We start from the raw sequence: 20,434 nt of genomic DNA on the forward strand, positions 1-20,434 counted from the left end.
GTCAGGTGTTCCTTCTTCTTACTCGGCAGGAGTGGCGTCTGCAGAAGACTTCTTGCCGTAGTGGGCGTCGAAATCCTCTTCGATGGTTGCGGGCTGAGCCAGCGGCTTCTCAATCACGCCCAGCAGCGGCAGGATCACGAAGAAGTAGCCGAACCAGTAGGCCGATGCGATCAGCGAGAACGATGCATAGGGCTCTTCCGCCGGCATCGCACCCAGCCACATCAGGGCAAAGAAGTCGACGACCAGCAGCGCAAACCACCATTTGAACATCGGACGGTAACGGCCCGAACGCACGTTGGAGGTGTCCAGCCAAGGCGCCAGCGCCATGGCCAGGATCGCGCCGAACATGGCGATCACGCCGAAGAACTTCGCGTCCACGATGCCGCCGGTGATGAAGGAGGCGAACTGCACCACCCAGACCTCGGAGGTGAAGGCACGCAGGATCGCGTAGAACGGCAGGAAGTACCATTCCGGAACGATGTGCGCCGGGGTCACCAGCGGGTTGGCTTCGATGTAGTTGTCCGGGTGGCCCAGGTAGTTCGGCATGAAGCCGACGATGGCCCAGAACACAACCAGCACAACAGCCAGGCCCAGGAAGTCCTTGATCACGAAGTACGGCCAGAACGGCAGGGTGTCTTTCTTGGCTTCTTCCTTGGACCCCTTACGGACATCAACACCGGTGGGGTTGTTGTTGCCGGTGGTGTGGAAAGCCCAGATGTGCACGATCACCAGCGCTGCAATCACGAAGGGCAGCAGGTAGTGCAGCGAGAAGAAGCGGTTCAGAGTGGCGTTGTCCACCGCCGGCCCGCCCAAGAGCCAGGTCTGGATTGCTTCGCCGATGAACGGGATCGCGCCGAACAGGCCGGTAATAACGGTTGCACCCCAGAAGGACATCTGGCCCCAGGGCAGCACGTAGCCCATGAAGGCGGTGCCCATCATCATCAGATAGATCAGCATGCCGACGATCCAGGTGATCTCGCGGGGCGCCTTGTAGGAGCCGTAGTACAGGCCGCGGAAGATGTGGATGTAGACAGCAACAAAGAACAGCGAGGCGCCGTTCATGTGAAGGTAGCGCAGCATGTGGCCGCCGTTCACATTGCGCATAATGTGCTCGACGCTGGCAAAGGCCATGTCGACATGCGGGGTGTAATGCATCACCAGAACGATGCCGGTGACGATTTGCAGCGCCAGGCAGAAGGCCAGGACGATGCCCCAGATCCACCACCAGTTCAGGTTCTTGGGGGTGGGGATCATGATGGTGTCATAGATCAGGCCGACGATGGGCAGGCGGCTGTGCAGCCACTTTTCTGCGCCTGTCTTCGGCTCGTAATGGTCGTGCGGAATACCGGACATGAGCGCGTTTCCTTATCCCAGCTTGATGGTGTTGGCGTCGGTGAACTCAGCCACCGGCACGTGCAGGTTCTCAGGCGCCGGGCCTTTGCGGATGCGGCCTGCGGTGTCGTAGTGCGAGCCGTGGCAGGGGCAGAACCAGCCGTTGAATTCGCCGGCGCCGTCGCCCAGCGGCACACAGCCGAGGTGGGTGCAGACACCCATCATCACCAGCCATTCGCCGGCGTCGTCCATGGTGCGGTTCACGTCCGCTGCGTCGGTGCCCGGCTTGTTCGGGTTTTCCGACCGCGGGTCGATCAGCTCGGACAGCTCCACGGCACGGGCCTGCTCGATCTCTTCCTGGGTGCGGCGGCGGATAAACACCGGCTTGCCCAGGAACATGACCGAGATCTGCGTGCCAACTTCCACGCCGCTGACATCGACCAGGATCGAGGACAGCGCTTTCACGTCGGCGGAGGGGTTCATCTGGTTGACCAGGGGCCATACGGCGGCACCCGCGGTCACTGCCCCGGCGCCGGCAGTGGCGTAGTAGAGGAAATCTCTCCGGGTTCCTTCGTGGTCTTCTGCGTGGGACACGAGGTTTTCTCCAATTCCAGCGCCCGTTTAGGGCAAACATGCGCATGCACCGCGATTGCTCGCAGTGACTCAGGCGCGTGTCTAGCGGGGAGAAAGCAATTCGTCCAGCGGTCATGGGCGCGCAGAAAGCCGCAGACAGCAATTCTGTCACGCCTGTGTGACAGTGCCGCACCCATATCTGTGCGGCACATGCATGTTTCAAGGGCCGGCGCTCAGGCCGCAGGCGGTTTTGTCGCCTGCATTGCCGGGCGCGATTCGAAACCGGCAAACCAGTCCGCCAGCGCCTCGTTGCCCTGGCGCCAGTTTGTATCCGGGTGGCGGAAGTCCACATAGGCCAGCGCACAGGCCACTGCGATCTGGCCGATGTCCAGCGGCCCCTGCAGCTGGCTCATCCAGCGCGCGTTGAGCGCGGCGCAGCCGCCCAGCACCTTGCCCTGCTGCGCCTCCAGCCAGCTGTCCCACTGTATTTCCTCGGGACGCAGCCGTTTTTCATAGGACATCAGCACCGCCGCATCCATGATCCCGTCGGCGGTGGCCTCCAGCACCATGCTGTCCCAGCCGCCGCTGTACAGCCTGCCGCCTGCGCGGTCATCCAGATAGGCGCAGATCACCCGGCTGTCGTAAAGCGCCGGCCCGTCGTTGCGCTCCAGCGCCGGGATCTTGGCGAGCGGATTGCTGGCCTTCACATCTGGACTGGGGCTGAGAGGGGTGGTTGTGACATCCTGGATCTCGACCTCGTCCAGCTGCCCGGTTTCATGCAGCAGCACCACAACTTTGCGGGCAAAAGGGGATGCTTGGGAATACGTGAGCCTCATGGGAAATCCTCCGCTGTTTGGCCGCAGCCTACTGCAAGCCGGGCTGAGGGGAAGAGCCAATTTCCGCGCTGTGTTACGCTGGATCTGTGCATCAAGCGAAGGGAGTCCCCCAATGATCATGCGGATATTCCAGGTTGTGATCCGGCCCGGCAAGGAAGCCGAGTTCAGCAAGTTCTTTCATGAAACCGCGATTCCGCTGATGAAGGGCACCGACGGCATCGTCTCGGTGCTGCCGGGAGCGCCGCGTGCCGAAACCCCGCGGGAGTTCAGCTTTGTGATGGTCTGGAAGGATCTGGCCTCGCTCAAGGCATTCGTGGGCGAGGATTACACCAGCCCCCACATCGACCCCGCCGAGGCAGAACTGGTCGAGTCGCGCACCATCAGGCACTATGACCTGGTTGAAACCTGACGCATCAGCGCTGCCAGCTCCTCCAGCTCCGCACCGGTGCCGCCGGCGATCTTTTCCGCCGCTGCGGCGCGCGCGGCCTCCGGTTTGTTCTGGCTCAGCTTCCAGGTGCCATCGGCACCGGTGATCCGCATCCGGGCGGGCACGATCATACGCATCATCCGCGCCAGCGCCTCTGCGTCCATCTTGCCGGTGGTCCAGGGCGGCTTCGGTGCCAGCCGCGTCTCATAAAAGGCCGACTGCCTGTCCAGCAGCCCGCGCAGCTCCTCATCCGGGCGCAGTTCCAGCTTTCCGGTCAAATGCACCGCGACATAATTCCAGGTCGGCACCTGGTCCGGCACCCCGTACCAGTCCGGCGACACGTAGCCGTCCGGCCCGCTGACGGCGATCTTCGCCGGGCGCGCTTCCTTCAGCGCCCGCACAATCGGGTTGGATCGCACCAGATGCAGGTCCGCCCACGCCCCATCCTGCGAAATCAGGAACGGCACATGGCTGATCAGCGGCGCCTCCGCTGCGGAGACAGCCAGCACGCCAAAGCCCCGCGCCCGGGCAAATGCCAGGTTCTGCGCGGTATCAGCATCGTGAAAAGCAGGATTGGGATGCATGGGCTGTCTCCTTCATCCACACTCTTGAAAATCCCCGCACCTGTTGGCAAGGTCCGTTTCGTTCTCAGGGCGGGGCGGAATTCCCCACCGGCGGTAAGCGGGCACGTCCCGCAAGCCCGCGAGCGGCTTCCAAGGTTGGAAGTGTCAGCAGATCTGGTGCGACTCCAGAGCCGACGGTCACAGTCCGGATGGAAGAGAACGTGCAGAAGGGCGCCGCCAGGCGTGCGCCCGTCTGTTCGTGATCGCCTTGGGTGACGTGTCAGAAGCACAAGGAGATTACGAGATGACACACACCCGCTATGCCTTCATCAAGGCGCAATGGCATGCCGATATTGTCGACCGGGCGCTGGAGGGCTTCCTGCAGCTGATCCCGGCGGAACAGGTCGACGTGTTCGATGTTCCCGGCGCCTTTGAAATGCCGCTCATGGCGCAGGAACTGGCCAAGACTGGGAAATACGCCGCTGTCGCCTGCGCTGCCTTTGTGGTGGATGGCGGCATCTACCGGCACGATTTTGTCGCCCAGGCGGTGGTCGACGGGCTGATGCGCGCCGGCATGGACACCGGGGTGCCGGTGCTGTCGGTGTCGCTGACCCCGCATCAGTATCAGGAGACTGAGCACCACAACGCGATTTACCGCGCGCATTTTGTGGAGAAGGGGCGTGAAGCTGCCAATGCCGCGCTGATGATCACCAAAACGCGGGAAACGGCGCTGGCTGCATAAAACAGCGGCCAACGCCAGCCCGGCCATTGTTCACCCCAAATAAGCCTTCAAGGCAGGCGGCGGGTTGTCCAGCAGCTCCGCCGTCGCTCTGGGCGGATGCGCCTCGCCCTCCGCCACCAGCACCACCTGATCCGCGATCCGGCGGGCGTCGTTCGGATCATGGCTGACCATCAGCACCGTGGCGCCGCTTTCGCGGGTCAGTTCCGCCACCAGATCCAGCATCTCAGCCTTCAGCGCCGGGCCCAGCGCGGCAAAGGGCTCATCCAGCAGCAGGATATCGCGCCCCTGCACCAGAACCCGCGCCAGCGCCACCCGGCTTTGCTGCCCGCCGGACAGCGCCGCAGGCTTGCGCCCGCCCATGCCGCCAAGTCCAACCCGCGCCAATGCCGCGCCGACCCTATCCCACTCCAACTGGTTCAGCCGCAGGTTTGCATGCAGCCCCAAGCCAACGTTCTGCGCCACGGTCAGATGCGGAAACAGGTTGCCGTCCTGAAACAGCATCGCCACCGGCCGCTTGCCCGGCGGCTGGCGGGTCAGGTCGGCTCCGTTCCACAAGACTCGCCCGCGGGTGACGGGCAGAAAACCGGCGATCGCCTCCACCAGCGTGGATTTCCCGGCGCCGGACGGTCCGATCACCGCAACGCAGGCACCGGGCGCGATCTCCAGATCCGCCTCCACCGCGTAATCGCCGTTCATGATCCGGCAGTTCTCAAGCCTCAGCATGCCAGCGCCCCCCGCGGTCCAAAATCCAAAACGCCCCCATCGACAGCATCAGCAAGAGCAGCGCCGCACCCGCCGCCGCTTCCATCCGGTAGGCCCCCATCAGCCGGTAAATCTGCAAGGGCAGCGTTGCGAAATCCGGATCGGCAAACAGCGCCACCACGCCGAGGTCGCCCATCGACAGGGCGGCCGCCAGTCCTGCGGCAAACCCCGTCTGCGCCCGCATCCGCGGCAGGTAGACCCGGCGCACAAAGGCCCAGCCCTGCATGTCCAGCGACAGCGACAGGCGGCCATAGCGCCCCAGCACCTCCCGCGCCCGCGGCACCAGAATGCGCATGGCAAAAGGCAGCGCCATCACCGCATTGACCAGCGCCGTCACCGGCAGCGCCAGCGCAAAAGGATCTGCGACAGGGTAAATTAGGATAAACAGCCCCGTGCCGATCACCAGCGGCGAGGCCGCAAGGCCGAGGATGCCCGAAAGCTCGGTCATGCCGTTGCGGCCTGCCGCCACAGCAGCGGCCATCGGCAAGGCCAGCGTCAGCAGGATCACAGTGCTGAGCGCCGCAACCAGTATGGAGTTCCCAGCGGCCTGCCAGACGGATGCTTTCAACGAAAGCACACCTGGCAGCCCCGCCAGCACAATTGCTGCCAGCGGCAGCAGCAGAAACGCGGCAGACAGGACAATCCAGAACCCATCCAGTCCGCGCGCCAAGGCGCTCTGCCCGTCCCAGCGCCGCACTGCCCGGTCAAGGCCGGCGCCAAAGCCCTCGCCCGCTGACACCCGCAGCGCCACCAGCGCGGCGGCACCGGTCAGCAGCAGTTGCATGCCGGACAAAAGCGCCGCGCGGCCGAGGTCGAAATCGAAGCGGAACGCCTGATAGATGGCAAGTTCGATGGTGGTGGCCCTTGGCCCCCCGCCCAAAGTCAGCGCCACCGCAAAGCTGGAGAGGCAAATGGCAAAGACAACCGCAAGCGCGCCCGGCGCCACCCGCCGCAGCATCGGGCCTTCCAGCAGCCGCCACATCGCCAGCGGCCCTGCATCCAGCTGCGCCGCCAGGCGGAAGCGTTCCGCAGGGATTTCCTGCCAGCCTTGCAGGATCAGCCGGGTCGCCAGCGGCAGGTTAAAGAAGACATGCGCCAGCACCACCCCGTGCAGCCCGTAGATCTGTACCGGCTCCAGCCCGAACAGCCCTAGCAGGCTGCTCAGCCAGCCGGCGCGGCCAAAGACCGCCAGCAGGCCTAGGATGGCCACAATGACAGGAAGGATGAACGGCGCCCCCAAAAGCGCGATCAGCAGGCTCCGCCCCCGGAACCGCCGCCGCGCCAGCGCGCGCGCCGCCGGCACCGCGAGGCCGACGCTCAGGAGCGCCGACAGGCTTGCCTGGGTCAGCGTGAAGCGGACCGCGGCCCAGTCGCTGGCTGCAAATCCGCCTCCGGCCTCAGCCCTCACGGCAACAGCCGCAAGGGTTCCCAGGATCAGCGCCGCCACCAGCAGGGCAGCGGCGCTTCCGGGAACAGGGCTTACTGGCTGAGCGCGTCCAGCCATTCGCCCAGCGCCGCATCGCGCACCTCTGCCGCCTCAGACTCGCTCAGCAGCAGCGATTTTTCCGGCGCGATCAGAGTCTCAAACCCTTCCGGCAGGCCCGCCGCCGGGGTCACAGCCGGGTACATCCAGTTGGTGGTCGGGATTATCGATTGGAACGCATCCGACACCATAAAGGCCAGGAACTGGTCGGCCAGCTCCGGCTGGTCGGTGTTTGCGAGCTTCGCCGCAACTTCCACCTGCATGTAGTGGCCCTCGTCAAAGGCAGCCGCTGCCTTGGAGCCGTCTTCCTCAGCAATCAGGTGATAGGCCGGCGAGGTGGTGTAGGACAGCACCATGTCGGCCTCGCCCTCCAGGAACATGCCATAGGCCTCGGACCAGCCCTTGGTCACGGTGACCACGTTGTCAGAGAGGCCCTTCCAGATCTCCGGCGCTTCGTCGCCATAGGCGGCCTTGACCCACAAGAGCAGGCCCAAGCCGGGGGTTGAGGAGCGCGGATCCTGAATGACAATCTTCTTGTCGCTGGCGGCCAGCGCCTTGAAATCCGCAGGCGCCGCGGCATCGGCGTTGTGGACAAAGGCGAAGTAGCCCCAGTCATACGGCACAAAGGTCGCGTCGTTCCATTCGACCGGCAGCGCATAGTCGGCGCTGACCGAATGCTCCGCAAACAGGCCGGTTTCCTTGGCCGCCGCGGTCAGGTTGGTGTCGAGGCCCAGAACCACATCGGCGTCAGAGCGTGCGCCTTCCAGCTTGACCCGCGCCAGCAGTGCCGCGCCGTCGCCAGCGCCCACCAGTTTCAGGTCGCAGCCGCAGGTTTCCTCAAACGCTTTTTCCACCGCCGGGCCGGGGCCCCAGTCGGAGACAAAGCTGTCATAGGTATAAACGGTGAGTTCGGGCGTATCGGCAAAGGCTGCCGAGGCGCCAAGCAGTCCCGCTGCAAATGCAAGATGTTTCATGCCATCCTCCTTTGCGGCTTTGGGCAAGGGTGGAGGCTGTCCAGTACCTTCCCTCCGCCGGTGTGATCCGGTTCAGGTTCAACGGGTGTCATCTCAGCGCCGAAGCGCACCCCGAGGTGGCGCGGACATTAGGGTTTGGCCGCAACAAAGACAAGCCAAAGCCCCGCCAGGACCTACGCTTCAGGCAAACTGGACCGCTTTCGGCGCCGATCCCCGCCCCCCTGTGCCATCCGCCGCAGTGGAATCCGCTTGAGGCACAGGCCCCTGCCCGCTAAGCACGTCCCGCAAAGGAGACCGCGCCTCATGTCGATGAACAGCTTTGGACACCTCTTCCGCGTCACCACCTGGGGCGAGAGCCACGGGCCCGCGCTTGGCGCCACCGTCGACGGCTGCCCGCCGAACGTGCCGCTGGAGCCGGAAATGCTGCAGCAGTGGCTCGACAGGCGCCGCCCCGGCCAGAACAAGAACACCACCCAGCGCAATGAGCCGGATGCGGTGAAGATCCTGTCCGGCGTGTTCGAGGGCAAATCGACCGGCACCCCGATCCAGCTGATGATCGAAAACACCGACCAGCGGTCCAAGGATTACGGTGAGATTTCCCAGACCTTCCGTCCGGGCCACGCCGACATCACCTATTTCCAGAAATACGGCAACCGCGACTACCGCGGCGGCGGCCGCTCCTCGGCGCGCGAAACCGCGGCGCGGGTTGCGGCCGGCGGTGTTGCACGTGAAGCAATCAAGGCGCTGGTGCCGGGGCTGGAGATCAAGGGCTACATGACCCAAATGGGCGAGCTGGAGATCGACCGCAGCCGGTTCGACTGGGACGCGATTGATCAGAACGATTTCTGGATCCCCGATGCAGGCGCAGTGCAGGAATGGGAAGACTACCTGCAGGCCCTGCGCAAAGCGCATGACTCGGTTGGTGCGGTGGTTGAGGTTGTCGCCCGCGGCGTCCCCGCCGGCATCGGCGCGCCGGTTTATGGCAAGCTGGACACCGATCTGGCCGCCGCGATGATGTCAATCAACGCCGTGAAGGGCGTCGAGATCGGCGAAGGCATGAATGCCGCGCGCCTCAAGGGCTCGGAAAACGCCGACGAGATCTTCATGGGTGAAAACGGCCCGGAGTATTCCTCCAACCACGCCGGCGGCATCCTGGGCGGGATCTCCACCGGGCAGGATGTGGTGGTGCGCTTTGCAGTGAAACCGACGTCGTCAATCCTCACACCGCGCAAGTCGATCCGCAAGGACGGCTCCGCCACCGAGGTGATCACCAAGGGCCGCCACGACCCTTGCGTCGGCATCCGCGCGGTGCCGGTGGCCGAGGCAATGATGGCCTGCGTGATCCTGGACCATCTGCTGCTGCACCGGGGCCAGATCGGCGAAAACCAGGGCCGCATCGGCTGACATTCAGGCCCTAACAAGGAGAGTTGCCCGAATTTGATTCGGATGGCGCCTCTCAGCCTGCACTCTTATTCGTGCTCGCCCGCGCATTGGCTGTGGTCGCCCAGCGCAGTCAGCACCTTGCAGCAGCCGCCGTTGCCGCCGTCGCACAGGTGGCTGATCCGCTCCAGTTCGGACGCCAGCTGCCGCAGCTTGCGGATGCGGTCCCGGACATTGGCCAGCTGGCTGCGGGCAATCCGGTCGGCCTCGGCGCAATCATCGCCCAGATGCCCGTCCAGCCCCATCAGCGCCTTGATGTCCTCCAGTGAAAACCCGAGATCGCGCGCGTGTTTGATGAAACCCAGCGCGTCCATGCCGTCCTGCCCGTAGCGGCGCTGGTTGCCGGCGTTGCGGCCCGGTTCAGGCAATAGGCCGATTTCCTCGTAATAGCGGATGGTGGGCACCTTGACGCCGGTGGCCTTGGACAGCTGGCCGATGGAAAACATGCGCAAACCCTCTTGATGCTCTAGTGACTAGAGGCCCTACATTGATGTCGAATCAGGAATGAGGACAAGAGCAATGGCAGGCTGCTGCAACCACAGCGCAAAATTCGACGGGGTCTCGGACGATTACAAACGCAGGCTTTGGCTGGTAATCGCCATCAACGCCGGCATGTTTGCAGTGGAAATGGGTGCGGGCCAGCTGTCCGGCAGCCAGGCGCTGAAGGCGGACGCCTTGGATTTTCTGGGTGACGCGCTGACCTATGGCATTTCGCTGGCGGTGATCGGGGCCACCCTGCGCACCCGGGCGCTGGCGGCACTGGGCAAGGGCGTCAGCCTGCTGCTGATGGGGCTCTGGGTGTTTGGCTCCACTGTATACCAAGTATTCTACGTCGGCGTGCCGCAGGCCCATATCATGGGGGTGATCGGCTTCATGGCACTGGCGGCGAACCTGATCTCGGTGCTGCTGCTGGCCCGCTACAAGGACGGCGACGCCAATGTGCGGTCGGTCTGGCTGTGTTCGCGCAACGACGCGATTGGCAATGTTGCAGTGATGTTTGCGGCCCTGGGGGTCTGGGGCACGGCAACCGGCTGGCCGGACCTCATTGTGGCCGGCATCATGGGCGGGCTGTTCCTGAACTCCGCCTTCCAGATCCTGGTGCAGGCAGTGCGGGAATGGCGCGTGGAAGAGGCGCACGCGGCGGCGCATACACAATAAGAACCGAGGGTGCTCTTGCCTGGGCTGGCGCAAATGCGCCTGTCCGTTTTGCCGGAGGCAAACCTCCGGTTTGACGGGCAGGCAGGCGCAGCCCGGCCTATCGGCCTGGTAGAGCAAAGGTCAGGCAAAAAGACCCTCGTACTCCTCGCGCAGGGCTTTCTTCTGCACCTTGCCCATAGTGTTGCGCGGCAGGGCCTCCAGCAGGATGATCTCCTTGGGCTGCTTGAACTTGGCCAATTGCCCCGACAGAGCCTCCTTGATCGCCTCGGCGCTGGTGCCTTCGCCCTCCGGCACCACCACGGCCACCACACCCTCGCCGAAATCGGGATGCGGCACGCCAATCACCGCGCTTTCCAGAACGCCTGGCAGGTCGTCGATCAGGCTCTCAACCTCCTTGGGATAGACGTTGAAGCCTCCGGTGATGATCAGGTCCTTCTCGCGCCCGACAATGGTGACATAGCCGTCGGCGTCGACCTTTGCCATGTCGCCTGTGATGAACCAGCCGTCCGCCTGCAGCTCTTCCGCCGTCTTCTCCGGCATCTGCCAGTAGCCCTGGAACACGTTCGGGCCGCGCACCTCCAGCACGCCGATCTCTCCGTCGGGCACCTCGGCGCCGTCCTGCATCACCCGGGCTTCCACGCCCGGCAGCGGGAAACCGACGGTGCCCGCGCGGCGCTCGCCTTCATAGGGGTTGGAGGTGCTCATATTGGTTTCGGTCATCCCGTAGCGTTCCAGAATGCGGTGTCCGGTGCGGGCCTCCCACTGCTCATGGGTATCGACCAGCAAGGGCGCAGAGCCGGAAATGAACAGTCGCATATTGGCGGCACGCTCACGGGTCAGCCGCTCATCCGCCAGCAGGCGGGTATAAAACGTCGGCACCCCCATCATCGCTGTGGAGGACGGCATTGCCTCCAGAATGGCATTGGCATCAAAGCCCGGCAGGAACACCACCTGGCTGCCTGCAAACAGCGCCACATTGGTCGCCACAAACAGCCCGTGAGTGTGGAAGATCGGCAGCGCATGTATCAGAACGTCATCCTTAGTGAACCGCCAGGTGTCGCGCAGGGTCAGCGAATTGGACGCCAGATTATCATGGCTCAGCATCGCGCCCTTGGAGCGGCCGGTGGTGCCGGACGTGTAAAGGATTGCCGCCAGATCATCTGGCTGACGTGACACGGGTGCAAAACCGGACTGGCCATCCGCCAGATCGCGCAGGCTTCCCTGCCCTGCGGCGTCCAGTGTCAGCACCTTTGCCCCAGCAGCAATGGCGCCGGTTTCCTCCAGCCGCGCGGGATCGCAGACCACCACGCGCGGAGAGGCGTCGCCAACGAAATAAGCCACCTCCGGCCCGGTATAGGCGGTGTTGAGCGGCAGGAAGATGCCGCCGGCCATGACGGTGCCAAGGTACAGTTCGATCGCCTGAATGGTTTTTTGGACCTGCACCGCCACCCGGTCACCGGGCTGCACGCCTTGGGCGGCCAGCGCCGCGGCCATCCGCTCCGCGCCGGCAAACAGCGCGCCGAATGTGACCGTGCTGCCGCCCGGAAGCCGGGCAAAAACATCCTCCTCGCGCCCCAGCGAGGACTCGCGCAGCTGGCGGATCAGGTGGTTGTCGTCGTACATCGGCGGCTCCTTCATCTGGCGGCGCCATTTGCGCGCCTTGGCCCGCCGAAATCAAGCCATTGATCTTTGCGGCGCTTGGGCGCAGGGTCGCGCCATGGCGGAATCCTTAACATCGCATCGGCCTGTGCTGGCGGTCCTGCTGAAAGTGACCGCCATTGCGCTGTTCACCGCACTGTCCGGGATCATCAAGGCCACCTCGGAAACCGTACCGGCAGGCGAGGCGGTGTTCTTCCGCTCCTTCTTTGCGATCCCCGTAATTGTGGTCTGGCTGACGGCGCGCGGCCAGCTGCGCCAGGGGCTGATCACCAAGAAGCCGATGTTTCACGTGTGGCGCGGACTGGTTGGAACCTCGGCGATGGGGATGACCTTCATGGGGCTGGCGCTGCTGCCGCTGCCGGAGGTCACCGCCATCGGCTATGCCACCCCGATCTTCACCCTGATCCTTGCGGCGCTGTTCCTGGGCGAGACCATCCGCCTGGTGCGGATCAGTGCGGTGGCCATCGGCCTGTTGGGCGTGCTCATCATGATCTGGCCGCGCCTGGGCGGCGACCTGGGCGATGGCGCCATGCTGGGGGTGCTTCTGGTGGTTGGCGCCACTGTCGCCCGCGGATTTGTGCAGATCCACATCCGCCGCATGGTGCAGTCCGAGCATACCGCGGCCATCGTCTTCTATTTCTCGCTGACCGCCTCTGGCCTGGCGCTGCTAACGGCACCCTTCGGCTGGGTGATGCCGGATGCGCAAACCGCGGCGCTGCTGGTCAGCGCCGGGCTGGTCGGCGGAGTGGCACAGATCCTGGTCACCTCCTCCTACCGCTTTGCGCCCGCCTCGATGCTGGCGCCTTATGACTATGCCTCGATGATCTTTGCCATTGTGATCGGCTATGTCTGGTTCAACGAGTGGCCGACGCTGGTGATGCTGGCCGGTGCGGCGCTAGTGATCGCTGGCAATGTGCTGGTGATCTGGCGCGAGCACCGGCTGGGCCTGCGGCGCGGCAAGGCCAAGCCGCTGATCGACCCAAAGGGCGGATAGCAGGCTCTAACACGGGATTACTGCAGTGTTAGAGCCTGCATCCCTACCGGCCGGCTCAGATCGCGCGGGTCAGCCCCCCGTCGACGCGGATGTTCTGCCCGGTGGTATAAGCTGCATCATCCGAGGCCAGATAGGCAATCAGCGCTGATACTTCGCGCGCGGTGCCATAGCGCCCCATCGGGATGCGCGCCCTGCGGTCCTCGGTCTCGGGCAGGCTGTCGATGAAGCCCGGCAGCACGTTGTTCATCCGCACGCCCCGGGCCGCGAACTTGTCGGCAAACAGCTTGGTAAAACTTGCCAGTCCCGCCCGGAACACACCGGACGTGGGAAACAGCGGATCCGGCTCAAACACCGCAAAGGTGGAGATGTTGATGATCGACCCCTTGCCCTGCGCCGCCATGACAGGCGCCACCAGCCGGGCCGGACGGATCACGTTCATCAGGTAGTATTCCATCCCCAGATGCCAGTCCTCATCACTGATCTCCATGATGTCGCCCTTGGGCCCGTGGCCTGCCGAGTTGACCAGCACGTCGATCCGCCCCCAGCGGTCCATCGCCTTGCCCACCAAAGCCTGCAGATCGCTTTGTTCGAGGTTGGAGCCTGTATGGCCCACCCCGCCCAGCTCCTGCGCCAGCCCCTCGCCCTTGCCGGAGGAGGAGAGGATCGCAACCTCATACCCCTGCGAATGAAGGTGGCGGGCAGCATCCGCGCCCATACCGCTGCCGGCGGCGGTGAAGAGAGCAACCTTGGTCATGTCTTTACTCCTTTGCTTGCCCTCAGGATGGCTGCTCAGGCCGCGCTTGACCAATCATGTCTCATCGCGCCAGACTGTAGAGAAACTACTGGCTGAGACCTGATGCGCCTGCCCAACCTCAACGCCCTGCGGATGTTCGACGCCGCTGCCCGCCACCTGAATTTCGGCCGCGCGGCAGAGGAGCTGCACCTGACCCAGGGCGCAGTGGCGCAGCAGGTGCGGCGGCTGGAGGCGGATCTGGGTCACAAGCTGTTCCACCGACACGCCCGCGGGCTGACGCTGACCGACACCGGGCGCAGCTATCACGCCCCGGTCCGGCAGGCCCTGATGCTGATCCGAGAGGCAACGGACAAGCTGGCGCCGGCAGTGCAGAGGGTGACGCTGTCGGTGCCGCCCTCCTTTGCCTCGAAATGGCTGGTGCCGCGGCTGCCGGAATTCGAGGCCCGCCACCCCGATATCGACCTGCGGGTCGTGGCAGAGGAAAATCTGACTGATTTCAAGCGCGACGGCATCGACATCGCCATCCGCCAGGGCGGCAAGCCGCAGGAAAGCAGCTTGAACTCAGCGCTCCTGTCACTGGTGGATCTGGTAGCGGTGGCACGCCAGGATTCGGCTCTAACCAAGGAGGATTCACCCGAACTGGCGGATCTGGCGCGGCACACGCTGATACAGGACGGGCACCGGCACTGGGACCTGCTGCTGCGGCAGGAGGGGCTCACGGCCACGGGCCGGGTGCTGCAGTTCAACCAAACCGCACTGGCGATGGATGCGGCAATGAACGGGCAGGGCATTGCCCTTGTGCCCCGTATTTTCCTGGGCAGCCAGCCGCTGGCAGAGCTGTGGCAGGCGCCGCGGCTGGGGGATCAGGGCTTCTACGTGCTTTGGCCCAGCACTCAGGGCCGGGCCAAGACAGTGGTGGACTGGCTGCTGCGCCAATAGCGGTCAGGCAGAGGCGGCCTCAGCCCCTTCCGGCGCGCTGAGCGAGATCACAGCAACCACGGCAGCGCCATTGAGCCAGTAGAACGCTGCATCCAGCCCGGCAAAGCCAAAGGCAAAAGGCGCTGCCAGAAAGGTGAGGCCGACAATCAGGTCGACCGTCAAATGCAGTTTGTAGGGCAGCACCCGGATCAGGCCGAGGTGATGGTCAGTCAGCACCGTCAGGACAAAGGCGGCGATGCCGGTTGCCACCGACAGCCACAGCGCCAGCGGGTTGCTTTCGCCGAGGCCCAGCAGGAACGGCAGTCCCATCAGGGCGATGGCCACCGGGTAGTCGAGATAGGCGTGGATGGTGCGGGTCACAAAGCGGAGGGGCATGGATCAGGTCCTTGTTACTGAGGTCTCTTGGCCGCCGATGCGGCTGTGGCCCCAATCTGCCCCATCAGTACCGGACGCTGAATTTCAGAAGCCCCCGCAAATTTTGCAGATCGTACAGAACTTGGGAGCCCAGCAGGTCAGGCAGCCCTGTGCTGCTGCCGGTAGGCCGCCGGGGACATGCCGACCTGCTTGCGGAACACCCGCGAAAACGCCGCCTCGGAGGCGTAGCCGGCAATCTCGGCCGCATCCGCGACGTTCAGCCCCTGCTCCGTCAGCCCCTGGCAAGCGATTTGCATCCGCCAGCTGGTCAGGTACTGCATCGGCGTCACCGCCATCTTGGCGGTGAATTCCTGGGCAAAGGCGGTGCGCGACATGCCGGCCTCGCGCGCCAGGCCCTCGACGCTCCACTCCTGCGCCGGCGCCTGGTGGAACGCGGTCAGCGCGCGGGAAAGCCGCGGATCGGCAAACCCAGCCAGCGCCGAGCCGCTGGGGCTTTGATGCTCCAGATAGGCGCGGATCGCCTGGGCAAACAGCACCTCCGACAGTTTCAACGCAATCAGGTCGCCGCCGATACGGGCGCCCTGCACCTCGGAGCCGATCATCCGCAGGGTCGCCTCGATCCAGGCGCCTGCCTCCTCGCCGTAGTTCTCGATCACGATGTAGGGCGGCAGCCGGTCGATCAGCATATGCCCGGTGCCGCGCCGCCCCGGCATCCCGGCAAAGGAGAAATGGCCGCAGATCAGCTGTGTATCCCGGTCCTCCTCCGCGCCGCCATAAACCAGCACCCCGCCGCCGTCATAGCCTGCATCCTGCAGCACCTGCTCCAACGGCAGGGCCTCCAGCGGCTGCACCTCGTTGCACAAGAGCATATGCGCATTGCCATGCGGGATCAGCACCAGATCCCCCTGCCGCAGCCGCAAGTTTTCGCCGGTTGCCGGCACATGCACCTTCAACTCCCCGCGCTGCACGAAATGAAACCGGGCCACGTTCTGGAACGCCGGCACCTGGACCCCGAACGGCGGGGTGAATGACGTGCGGAAATAGAGCGTCCCCCTAAGGGACAGCCGGGTGAGAATATCGCTGAGCAGATCCAACATGCCCTGCATGTTAGGCGGCAGGCACCTCACGTCCATGGCACCGGACGATCCGCAAGGAAATGTGAACGGCCGGGCAACCGAACGCTAAGGTCTCGGGACCACCTGGCTGGGCGCCGTTACTCGCTGATATCCGGCCGGTCCCTACTGCCGCGGTTGCTCATCACCCGGCTCATGGCCAGGATGCCAGCGGCAAGCATCGCCAGCAGCACCGCATGGACGTAATAGCCAAGCCCCGACGCCATGCCGACCCCGCCGGCCACCCACAGGCTGGCCGCCGTTGCCATGCCGCCGACCCGCTCGTCGCCCTGGATGATTGCGCCGGCACCCAGAAAACCGATCGCGCCGACAAGCCCTTGCATGATCCTTGTCGGGTCGGCCCCCATCTCGAGGGTCAGCGCCTCCATCGACATTTCCATGGTGATCAGCGTAAAGCCCGCCGCTCCGAGCGAGACAATCATGTAGGTCCGCATACCCACCTTGCGGTGCCGCAGTTCCCGGTCCAGCCCCAGCAGCGCCCCGGCAGCAGCGGCGCAGATCAGCCGCAGGCCCAGTTCAAGATAGCTCACATAGGCAATGCTCAGGTCCATCGCGTTCCTGCTCCTTCTTGGCGGGCAGCAGCGTACAGCATGCCCTGGAATAACTTTTCAGCAATATGCCCGACTATGGCACAGGGCTGAAAAAATTGCAGGAAATTGGCTTGGCGACCAGACGCTGACGCAATCAGGCCGGCCCGCAAAGCAAAACCCCCGCGCGATGGCGGGGGTTTTAATCCGGGTATTGCAGGGCCGCTTAGGCGCGGACCAGCTTCTCGTAATCCTCGGCGATCTCTCGGGTCAGATCACCAACCTCAAACGTATAGTCGCCGATCTGCCCCACCGGGGTGACCTCGGCCGCGGTGCCGGTCAGCCAGCACTGTTCAAAGCCTTCCATCTCCTCCGGCTTGATGCGGCGCTCGTGCACGGTGATGCCCTTGTCCTTGAGCATCTGGATCACGGTCTGGCGGGTGATGCCGTTGAGGAAGCAGTCGGCCAGCGGCGTGTGCACCTCACCGTCCTTCACAAAGAACACATTGGCGCCGGTGGCCTCAGCCACATAGCCGCGCCAGTCCATGAACAGCGCGTCAGAGCAGCCTTTGGCCTCTGCCTTGTGCTTGGAGATGGTGCAAATCATGTAAAGGCCCGCCGCCTTGGCGTGAACCGGGATGGTTTCCGGGCTCGGGCGCTTCCATTCCGCGATGTCGAGCTTGGCACCCTTCATCTTGGCGTCGCCGTAGTAGGCGCCCCAGCCCCAGACCGCGATCGCCATGCGCACCGGGTTCTTGGCAGAGGCCACGCCCATGTCCTCGCCCGAGCCGCGCCAGACCAGCGCCCGCACATAGGCATCCTGCAGGCCGGACGCCTTGAGGGTTTCTTCCTTAGCCGCCTCGATCTGGTCGACGGTGTAGGGCATCGGCATGTCCAGTGCCTCGGCCGATGCGATCAGGCGCTCGGAATGCTCGCGGCTCTTGAAGATCTTACCGTTGTAGGCGCGCTCGCCCTCGAACACGGAGGAGGCGTAATGCATCGCATGGGTCAGGATATGCACCTTGGCATCCCGCCAGTCGACCAGCTCCCCATCCATCCAGATCACACCGTCGCGGTCGTCGTAACCAGCCATGCCGCACCCTCCTGAATTCTGCGGTGATTTTCATTTATTGCGCAAGTTAAGGCCGGAGCGGGCATAATCTTGCGTCAAAGCTGCGATTCGATACATCTTCACCCTTGGAATGTCAACAACACTGACATAAACTGACCGGCAAGACAGACGAGGGGGCACCACATGCCTGAGGGCCGGACAGGGCAGGGATACGGCAGCGAAAGCCTGCTGTTTCTGACAGATGAACAGCTGCGCCAGGGGATCGAGGCAATGTTTTTTGCCTACCGCGGCTTTACCGCCGATCCGGACCGGATTCTGGCCGAGATGTCCTATGGCCGCGCGCACCACCGCGCCATTCACTTCATCAACCGCTCGCCGGGCACCACGGTGAACAATCTCCTGAGCATCCTGGGCGTCACCAAACAGTCGCTGAACCGGGTGCTGCGCACGCTGATCGGCGATGGACTGGTGATCTCCAAGGTGGGGGAACTCGACAAGCGCGAACGCCACCTCTACCTGACCGATCAGGGCCAGGCGCTGGAGGCGACGCTGTCCGACGCCCAGCGCGCCCGGATGCGCGCCGCCTACAAGGACGCGGGCCCGGAAGCCGTGCAGGGTTTCAAGACGGTGCTTGAAGCAATGATGGACGCGGACATGCGCCGCGCCTACGCCAAGCTGCGGGACTGATCAGGCATGACCACCCATGACGCCCATCTGCTGATCGTCGATGACGACGAGCGCATCCGCGGCCTGCTGAAAAAATTCCTGATGCGCTCCGGCTTTCTGGTGACGGCCGCACGTGACGCCGCCCATGCGCGCCGCGTGCTGGCCGGGCTCGACTTCGACCTGATCGTGATGGATGTGATGATGCCGGGCGAGGACGGCGTGTCGCTGACCCGCTCCTTGCGCGAAACCATGACCACCCCGATCCTGCTGCTGACCGCCAAGGGCGAGACCGAGGACCGGATTGCGGGCCTGGAGGCAGGGGCGGACGACTATCTGCCGAAACCTTTCGAGCCCAAGGAGCTGCTGCTGCGTGTCAATGCGATCCTGCGGCGGATGCCGGACACCGTCACGCAGGAGGCCGCCCCCAAGGTGCTGCACCTGGGCGCCATCCGCTATGACATCGAGCGCGGCGAGATGTGGCAGGGCGATGAGCTGATCCGCCTGACCGGCACCGAAAGCCAGCTGATGAAAATCTTCTCCGCCCAGCCCGGCGAACCGGTCTCCCGCACCAAGCTGGTGGAGGACCTGGGCCGCGACCGTGGCCAAGCGCAGGAGCGCGCTGTTGACGTGCAAATCACCCGGCTGCGCCGCAAGATCGAGCCGAACCCTAAACAGCCGCAGTACCTGCAAACGGTGCGTGGCGCGGGCTACATGCTGGCGCCGGACTAAGGCACGGTCAGCGCCTCCTTCTGGCCCTAAATTTCCCGGGGTCCGGGGCAGCGCCCCGGATTCCCCTTGCGGCCGCAGCCCGCCCCCTCCTAGTGTCGCGCCAAGACCCGCAGCCGGAGGAACGCGCCCATGACCACCGCCCTGATCACCCACGCGGATTGCCTCAATCACGTCACACCTGAGGGCCACCCGGAACGGGTCGCGCGGCTGGAACACATCCTGCACGCGCTGGAGCCCTTGGACCTGAAGCGCGTGACGGCCCCGATGGCCGCCGAGGATGACATCCTGCGCATCCACCCGGCCGGCTACCTGTCGGACCTGCGCAAGGCCTCCCCGTCAGAGGGCTGGGCGCAGATCGACGGCGACACCTTCATGTCCCCCGGTTCCCTCGATGCCGCCTTCCGCGCGGCGGGGGCCGTGGTGCGCGGCGTCGACATGGTGCTGGGCGGTGAGGTGCAAAACGCCTTTGCTGCGGTGCGCCCGCCGGGGCATCACGCTGAAACAGACACTGCAATGGGCTTTTGCCTGTTCGGCAATGCCGCGCTGGCGGCCAAACACGCGCTTGATCACCATTGCCTCAGCCGCGTTGCGGTGGTGGATTTCGACGTCCATCACGGCAACGGCACCCAGGACCTGCTGTGGGACGAGCCGCGCGCCCTGGTGGTGACCAGCCAGCAGATGCCGCTGTGGCCCGGCTCCGGCCGTCCGGATGAGGACGGCGCCCATGGCCAGATCCTCAACATGCCGTTGCCGCCGGGATCGGGCCGGGTGGAAATGCAGGCGGCCTATGAGGGCCAGGCTTTCCCGCGCCTGCGCGCGTTTAAGCCGGAGCTGATCATCATTTCGGCCGGCTTTGACGCCCACCAGGACGACCCGCTCGCCAGCCTCAACTGGGCCACTGCCGATTTTGCCTGGATCACGGCGGAACTCTGCAAACTTGCCAGTGAGCTGTGCCAGGGCCGTATCGTCTCGACTTTGGAAGGCGGATATGATCTGAACGCGCTGTCCGCGGCAACCCGCGCGCATGTGGAAGAATTGATGAAGGCAACGGCATGACTGAGACCCCCGTAGACCAGATGAGCTTTGAACAGGCGATGCGCGAGCTGGAAGGCGTGGTGGACCAGCTGGAACGCGGCGATGTGGCGCTGGATGCCTCGATCGCTCTGTATGAACGCGGCGCCGCGCTGAAGAAACGCTGCGAGGATGAGCTGAAGCGCGCCGAGGAAAAGGTCGCTGCCATCACGCTGGACGCAAACGGCACCCCCAAGGGCACCCAGCCGCTGGACGCCGGCTGAT

The 20,434-nt window shown here is 64.5% G+C and carries 24 protein-coding genes and 2 riboswitches; of the genes, 10 read left to right on the forward strand and 14 right to left on the reverse strand.

The genetic code is table 11. The features are described 5' to 3' along the window. Positions 1 to 18 precede the first annotated feature (18 nt). From petB to KUW17_RS05720, 3 genes are all read right to left on the reverse strand, one after another. The gene (petB, locus tag KUW17_RS05710) at positions 19 to 1,353 is read right to left on the reverse strand and encodes a cytochrome b (RefSeq protein WP_222476693.1); all 1,335 of its coding nucleotides are present in this window, start codon (positions 1,351 to 1,353) and stop codon (positions 19 to 21) included. 12 nt (positions 1,354 to 1,365) lie between these two features. Continuing rightward, on the reverse strand, positions 1,366 to 1,926 hold the full coding sequence (gene petA, locus KUW17_RS05715; protein ID WP_222476695.1) for a ubiquinol-cytochrome c reductase iron-sulfur subunit: 561 nt from the start codon (positions 1,924 to 1,926) through the stop codon (positions 1,366 to 1,368). 212 nt (positions 1,927 to 2,138) lie between these two features. After that, entirely contained in the window at positions 2,139 to 2,741 is a 603-nt protein-coding gene (locus tag KUW17_RS05720; protein WP_222476697.1) for a glutathione S-transferase, read from the reverse strand. A 112-nt stretch (positions 2,742 to 2,853) separates the two neighbouring features. Between KUW17_RS05720 and KUW17_RS05725 the strand changes: the two genes are divergently transcribed. Further along, positions 2,854 to 3,150, forward strand: coding sequence for an antibiotic biosynthesis monooxygenase family protein (locus tag KUW17_RS05725; RefSeq protein WP_222476698.1), 297 nt, complete (start codon positions 2,854 to 2,856; stop codon positions 3,148 to 3,150). Here KUW17_RS05725 and KUW17_RS05730 read toward each other — a convergent pair. Next, on the reverse strand, positions 3,129 to 3,752 hold the full coding sequence (locus KUW17_RS05730) for an FMN-binding negative transcriptional regulator (RefSeq protein WP_222476704.1): 624 nt from the start codon (positions 3,750 to 3,752) through the stop codon (positions 3,129 to 3,131). The genes KUW17_RS05725 and KUW17_RS05730 overlap by 22 nt on opposite strands. Before the next feature lie 56 nt (positions 3,753 to 3,808). Beyond that, a riboswitch (FMN riboswitch) is annotated at positions 3,809 to 3,956 on the forward strand. Between the two features lie 79 nt (positions 3,957 to 4,035). On the opposite strand from KUW17_RS05730, the gene KUW17_RS05735 reads away from it, so the two are divergent. After that, complete coding sequence (locus KUW17_RS05735) at positions 4,036 to 4,473, forward strand: 6,7-dimethyl-8-ribityllumazine synthase (protein WP_222476706.1); 438 nt, start codon at positions 4,036 to 4,038, stop codon at positions 4,471 to 4,473. A 30-nt stretch (positions 4,474 to 4,503) separates the two neighbouring features. Here the strand turns inward: KUW17_RS05735 and KUW17_RS05740 are convergent, their stop codons facing one another. From KUW17_RS05740 to thiB, 3 genes are read right to left on the reverse strand one after another with little or no spacing between them, the layout of a single operon-like run. Then, positions 4,504 to 5,196, reverse strand: coding sequence for an ATP-binding cassette domain-containing protein (locus KUW17_RS05740; protein ID WP_222476707.1), 693 nt, complete (start codon positions 5,194 to 5,196; stop codon positions 4,504 to 4,506). After that, positions 5,183 to 6,739: a thiamine/thiamine pyrophosphate ABC transporter permease ThiP gene (locus tag KUW17_RS05745; protein ID WP_222476708.1), complete on the reverse strand. Its 1,557-nt coding sequence runs from the start codon at positions 6,737 to 6,739 to the stop codon at positions 5,183 to 5,185. Before KUW17_RS05745 ends, KUW17_RS05740 begins: the two co-directional genes overlap by 14 nt. Then, positions 6,715 to 7,692 (reverse strand): thiamine ABC transporter substrate binding subunit, encoded by a 978-nt coding sequence (gene thiB, locus KUW17_RS05750; RefSeq protein ID WP_222476710.1) that lies wholly within the window; start codon positions 7,690 to 7,692, stop codon positions 6,715 to 6,717. The genes KUW17_RS05745 and thiB overlap by 25 nt, the downstream gene beginning before the upstream one ends. A gap of 32 nt (positions 7,693 to 7,724) precedes the next feature. After that, positions 7,725 to 7,816: riboswitch (TPP riboswitch) on the reverse strand. Positions 7,817 to 7,995: 179 nt separating this feature from the next. Between thiB and aroC the strand changes: the two genes are divergently transcribed. Further along, complete coding sequence (gene aroC, locus KUW17_RS05755; protein WP_222476711.1) at positions 7,996 to 9,096, forward strand: chorismate synthase; 1,101 nt, start codon at positions 7,996 to 7,998, stop codon at positions 9,094 to 9,096. A 65-nt stretch (positions 9,097 to 9,161) separates the two neighbouring features. Here aroC and KUW17_RS05760 read toward each other — a convergent pair whose 3' ends face one another. Beyond that, positions 9,162 to 9,578: a MerR family transcriptional regulator gene (locus KUW17_RS05760; RefSeq protein ID WP_222476713.1), complete on the reverse strand. Its 417-nt coding sequence runs from the start codon at positions 9,576 to 9,578 to the stop codon at positions 9,162 to 9,164. Positions 9,579 to 9,651: 73 nt separating this feature from the next. Here KUW17_RS05760 and KUW17_RS05765 point away from each other — a divergent pair, with 73 nt between their 5' ends. Continuing rightward, positions 9,652 to 10,290 (forward strand): cation transporter, encoded by a 639-nt coding sequence (locus KUW17_RS05765; RefSeq protein WP_222476715.1) that lies wholly within the window; start codon positions 9,652 to 9,654, stop codon positions 10,288 to 10,290. Positions 10,291 to 10,410: 120 nt separating this feature from the next. Here the strand turns inward: KUW17_RS05765 and KUW17_RS05770 are convergent, their stop codons facing one another. After that, a complete protein-coding gene (locus KUW17_RS05770) occupies positions 10,411 to 11,913 on the reverse strand; it encodes a malonate--CoA ligase (protein ID WP_222476717.1) in 1,503 nt (500 codons plus the stop codon). Positions 11,914 to 12,007: 94 nt separating this feature from the next. Here KUW17_RS05770 and KUW17_RS05775 point away from each other — a divergent pair, with 94 nt between their 5' ends. Next, positions 12,008 to 12,943 carry a DMT family transporter gene (locus KUW17_RS05775; RefSeq protein WP_222476719.1) on the forward strand — a complete coding sequence of 312 codons (936 nt, stop codon included), beginning with the start codon at positions 12,008 to 12,010 and terminating at the stop codon, positions 12,941 to 12,943. Between the two features lie 55 nt (positions 12,944 to 12,998). Here the strand turns inward: KUW17_RS05775 and KUW17_RS05780 are convergent, their stop codons facing one another. After that, entirely contained in the window at positions 12,999 to 13,697 is a 699-nt protein-coding gene (locus KUW17_RS05780) for an SDR family oxidoreductase (protein ID WP_222476721.1), read from the reverse strand. Between the two features lie 102 nt (positions 13,698 to 13,799). Here KUW17_RS05780 and KUW17_RS05785 point away from each other — a divergent pair, with 102 nt between their 5' ends. Further along, on the forward strand, positions 13,800 to 14,636 hold the full coding sequence (locus KUW17_RS05785; RefSeq protein WP_222476722.1) for a LysR substrate-binding domain-containing protein: 837 nt from the start codon (positions 13,800 to 13,802) through the stop codon (positions 14,634 to 14,636). A 3-nt stretch (positions 14,637 to 14,639) separates the two neighbouring features. On the opposite strand, the gene KUW17_RS05790 is transcribed toward KUW17_RS05785, so the two are convergent. From KUW17_RS05790 to KUW17_RS05805, 4 genes are all read right to left on the reverse strand, one after another. Continuing rightward, positions 14,640 to 15,011 (reverse strand): hypothetical protein, encoded by a 372-nt coding sequence (locus KUW17_RS05790; protein ID WP_222476723.1) that lies wholly within the window; start codon positions 15,009 to 15,011, stop codon positions 14,640 to 14,642. A gap of 137 nt (positions 15,012 to 15,148) precedes the next feature. Next, positions 15,149 to 16,108, reverse strand: a complete 960-nt coding sequence (locus tag KUW17_RS05795) for an AraC family transcriptional regulator (protein ID WP_222476724.1) — start codon at positions 16,106 to 16,108, stop codon at positions 15,149 to 15,151. A 116-nt stretch (positions 16,109 to 16,224) separates the two neighbouring features. Further along, positions 16,225 to 16,695 carry an MgtC/SapB family protein gene (locus KUW17_RS05800; RefSeq protein WP_222476725.1) on the reverse strand — a complete coding sequence of 157 codons (471 nt, stop codon included), beginning with the start codon at positions 16,693 to 16,695 and terminating at the stop codon, positions 16,225 to 16,227. A 202-nt stretch (positions 16,696 to 16,897) separates the two neighbouring features. Then, positions 16,898 to 17,764 carry a branched-chain amino acid aminotransferase gene (locus tag KUW17_RS05805; protein ID WP_222476732.1) on the reverse strand — a complete coding sequence of 289 codons (867 nt, stop codon included), beginning with the start codon at positions 17,762 to 17,764 and terminating at the stop codon, positions 16,898 to 16,900. Positions 17,765 to 17,926: 162 nt separating this feature from the next. On the opposite strand from KUW17_RS05805, the gene KUW17_RS05810 reads away from it, so the two are divergent. The 4 genes from KUW17_RS05810 to KUW17_RS05825 all read left to right on the forward strand — a co-directional run bounded on the left by KUW17_RS05810 (position 17,927) and on the right by KUW17_RS05825 (position 20,433). Next, the gene (locus KUW17_RS05810) at positions 17,927 to 18,430 is read left to right on the forward strand and encodes a MarR family winged helix-turn-helix transcriptional regulator (RefSeq protein WP_222476734.1); all 504 of its coding nucleotides are present in this window, start codon (positions 17,927 to 17,929) and stop codon (positions 18,428 to 18,430) included. A 6-nt stretch (positions 18,431 to 18,436) separates the two neighbouring features. Continuing rightward, a complete protein-coding gene (locus KUW17_RS05815) occupies positions 18,437 to 19,138 on the forward strand; it encodes a response regulator (protein ID WP_222476735.1) in 702 nt (233 codons plus the stop codon). Positions 19,139 to 19,267: 129 nt separating this feature from the next. Beyond that, positions 19,268 to 20,194: a histone deacetylase family protein gene (locus KUW17_RS05820; protein ID WP_222476737.1), complete on the forward strand. Its 927-nt coding sequence runs from the start codon at positions 19,268 to 19,270 to the stop codon at positions 20,192 to 20,194. Further along, positions 20,191 to 20,433 carry an exodeoxyribonuclease VII small subunit gene (locus tag KUW17_RS05825; protein WP_019297546.1) on the forward strand — a complete coding sequence of 81 codons (243 nt, stop codon included), beginning with the start codon at positions 20,191 to 20,193 and terminating at the stop codon, positions 20,431 to 20,433. The genes KUW17_RS05820 and KUW17_RS05825 overlap by 4 nt, the downstream gene beginning before the upstream one ends. The last annotated feature ends 1 nt before the right edge of the window (position 20,434 follow it).

The organism is Leisingera aquaemixtae, assembly GCF_019801145.1.
GTDB classification, from domain to species: domain Bacteria; phylum Pseudomonadota; class Alphaproteobacteria; order Rhodobacterales; family Rhodobacteraceae; genus Leisingera; species Leisingera aquaemixtae_A.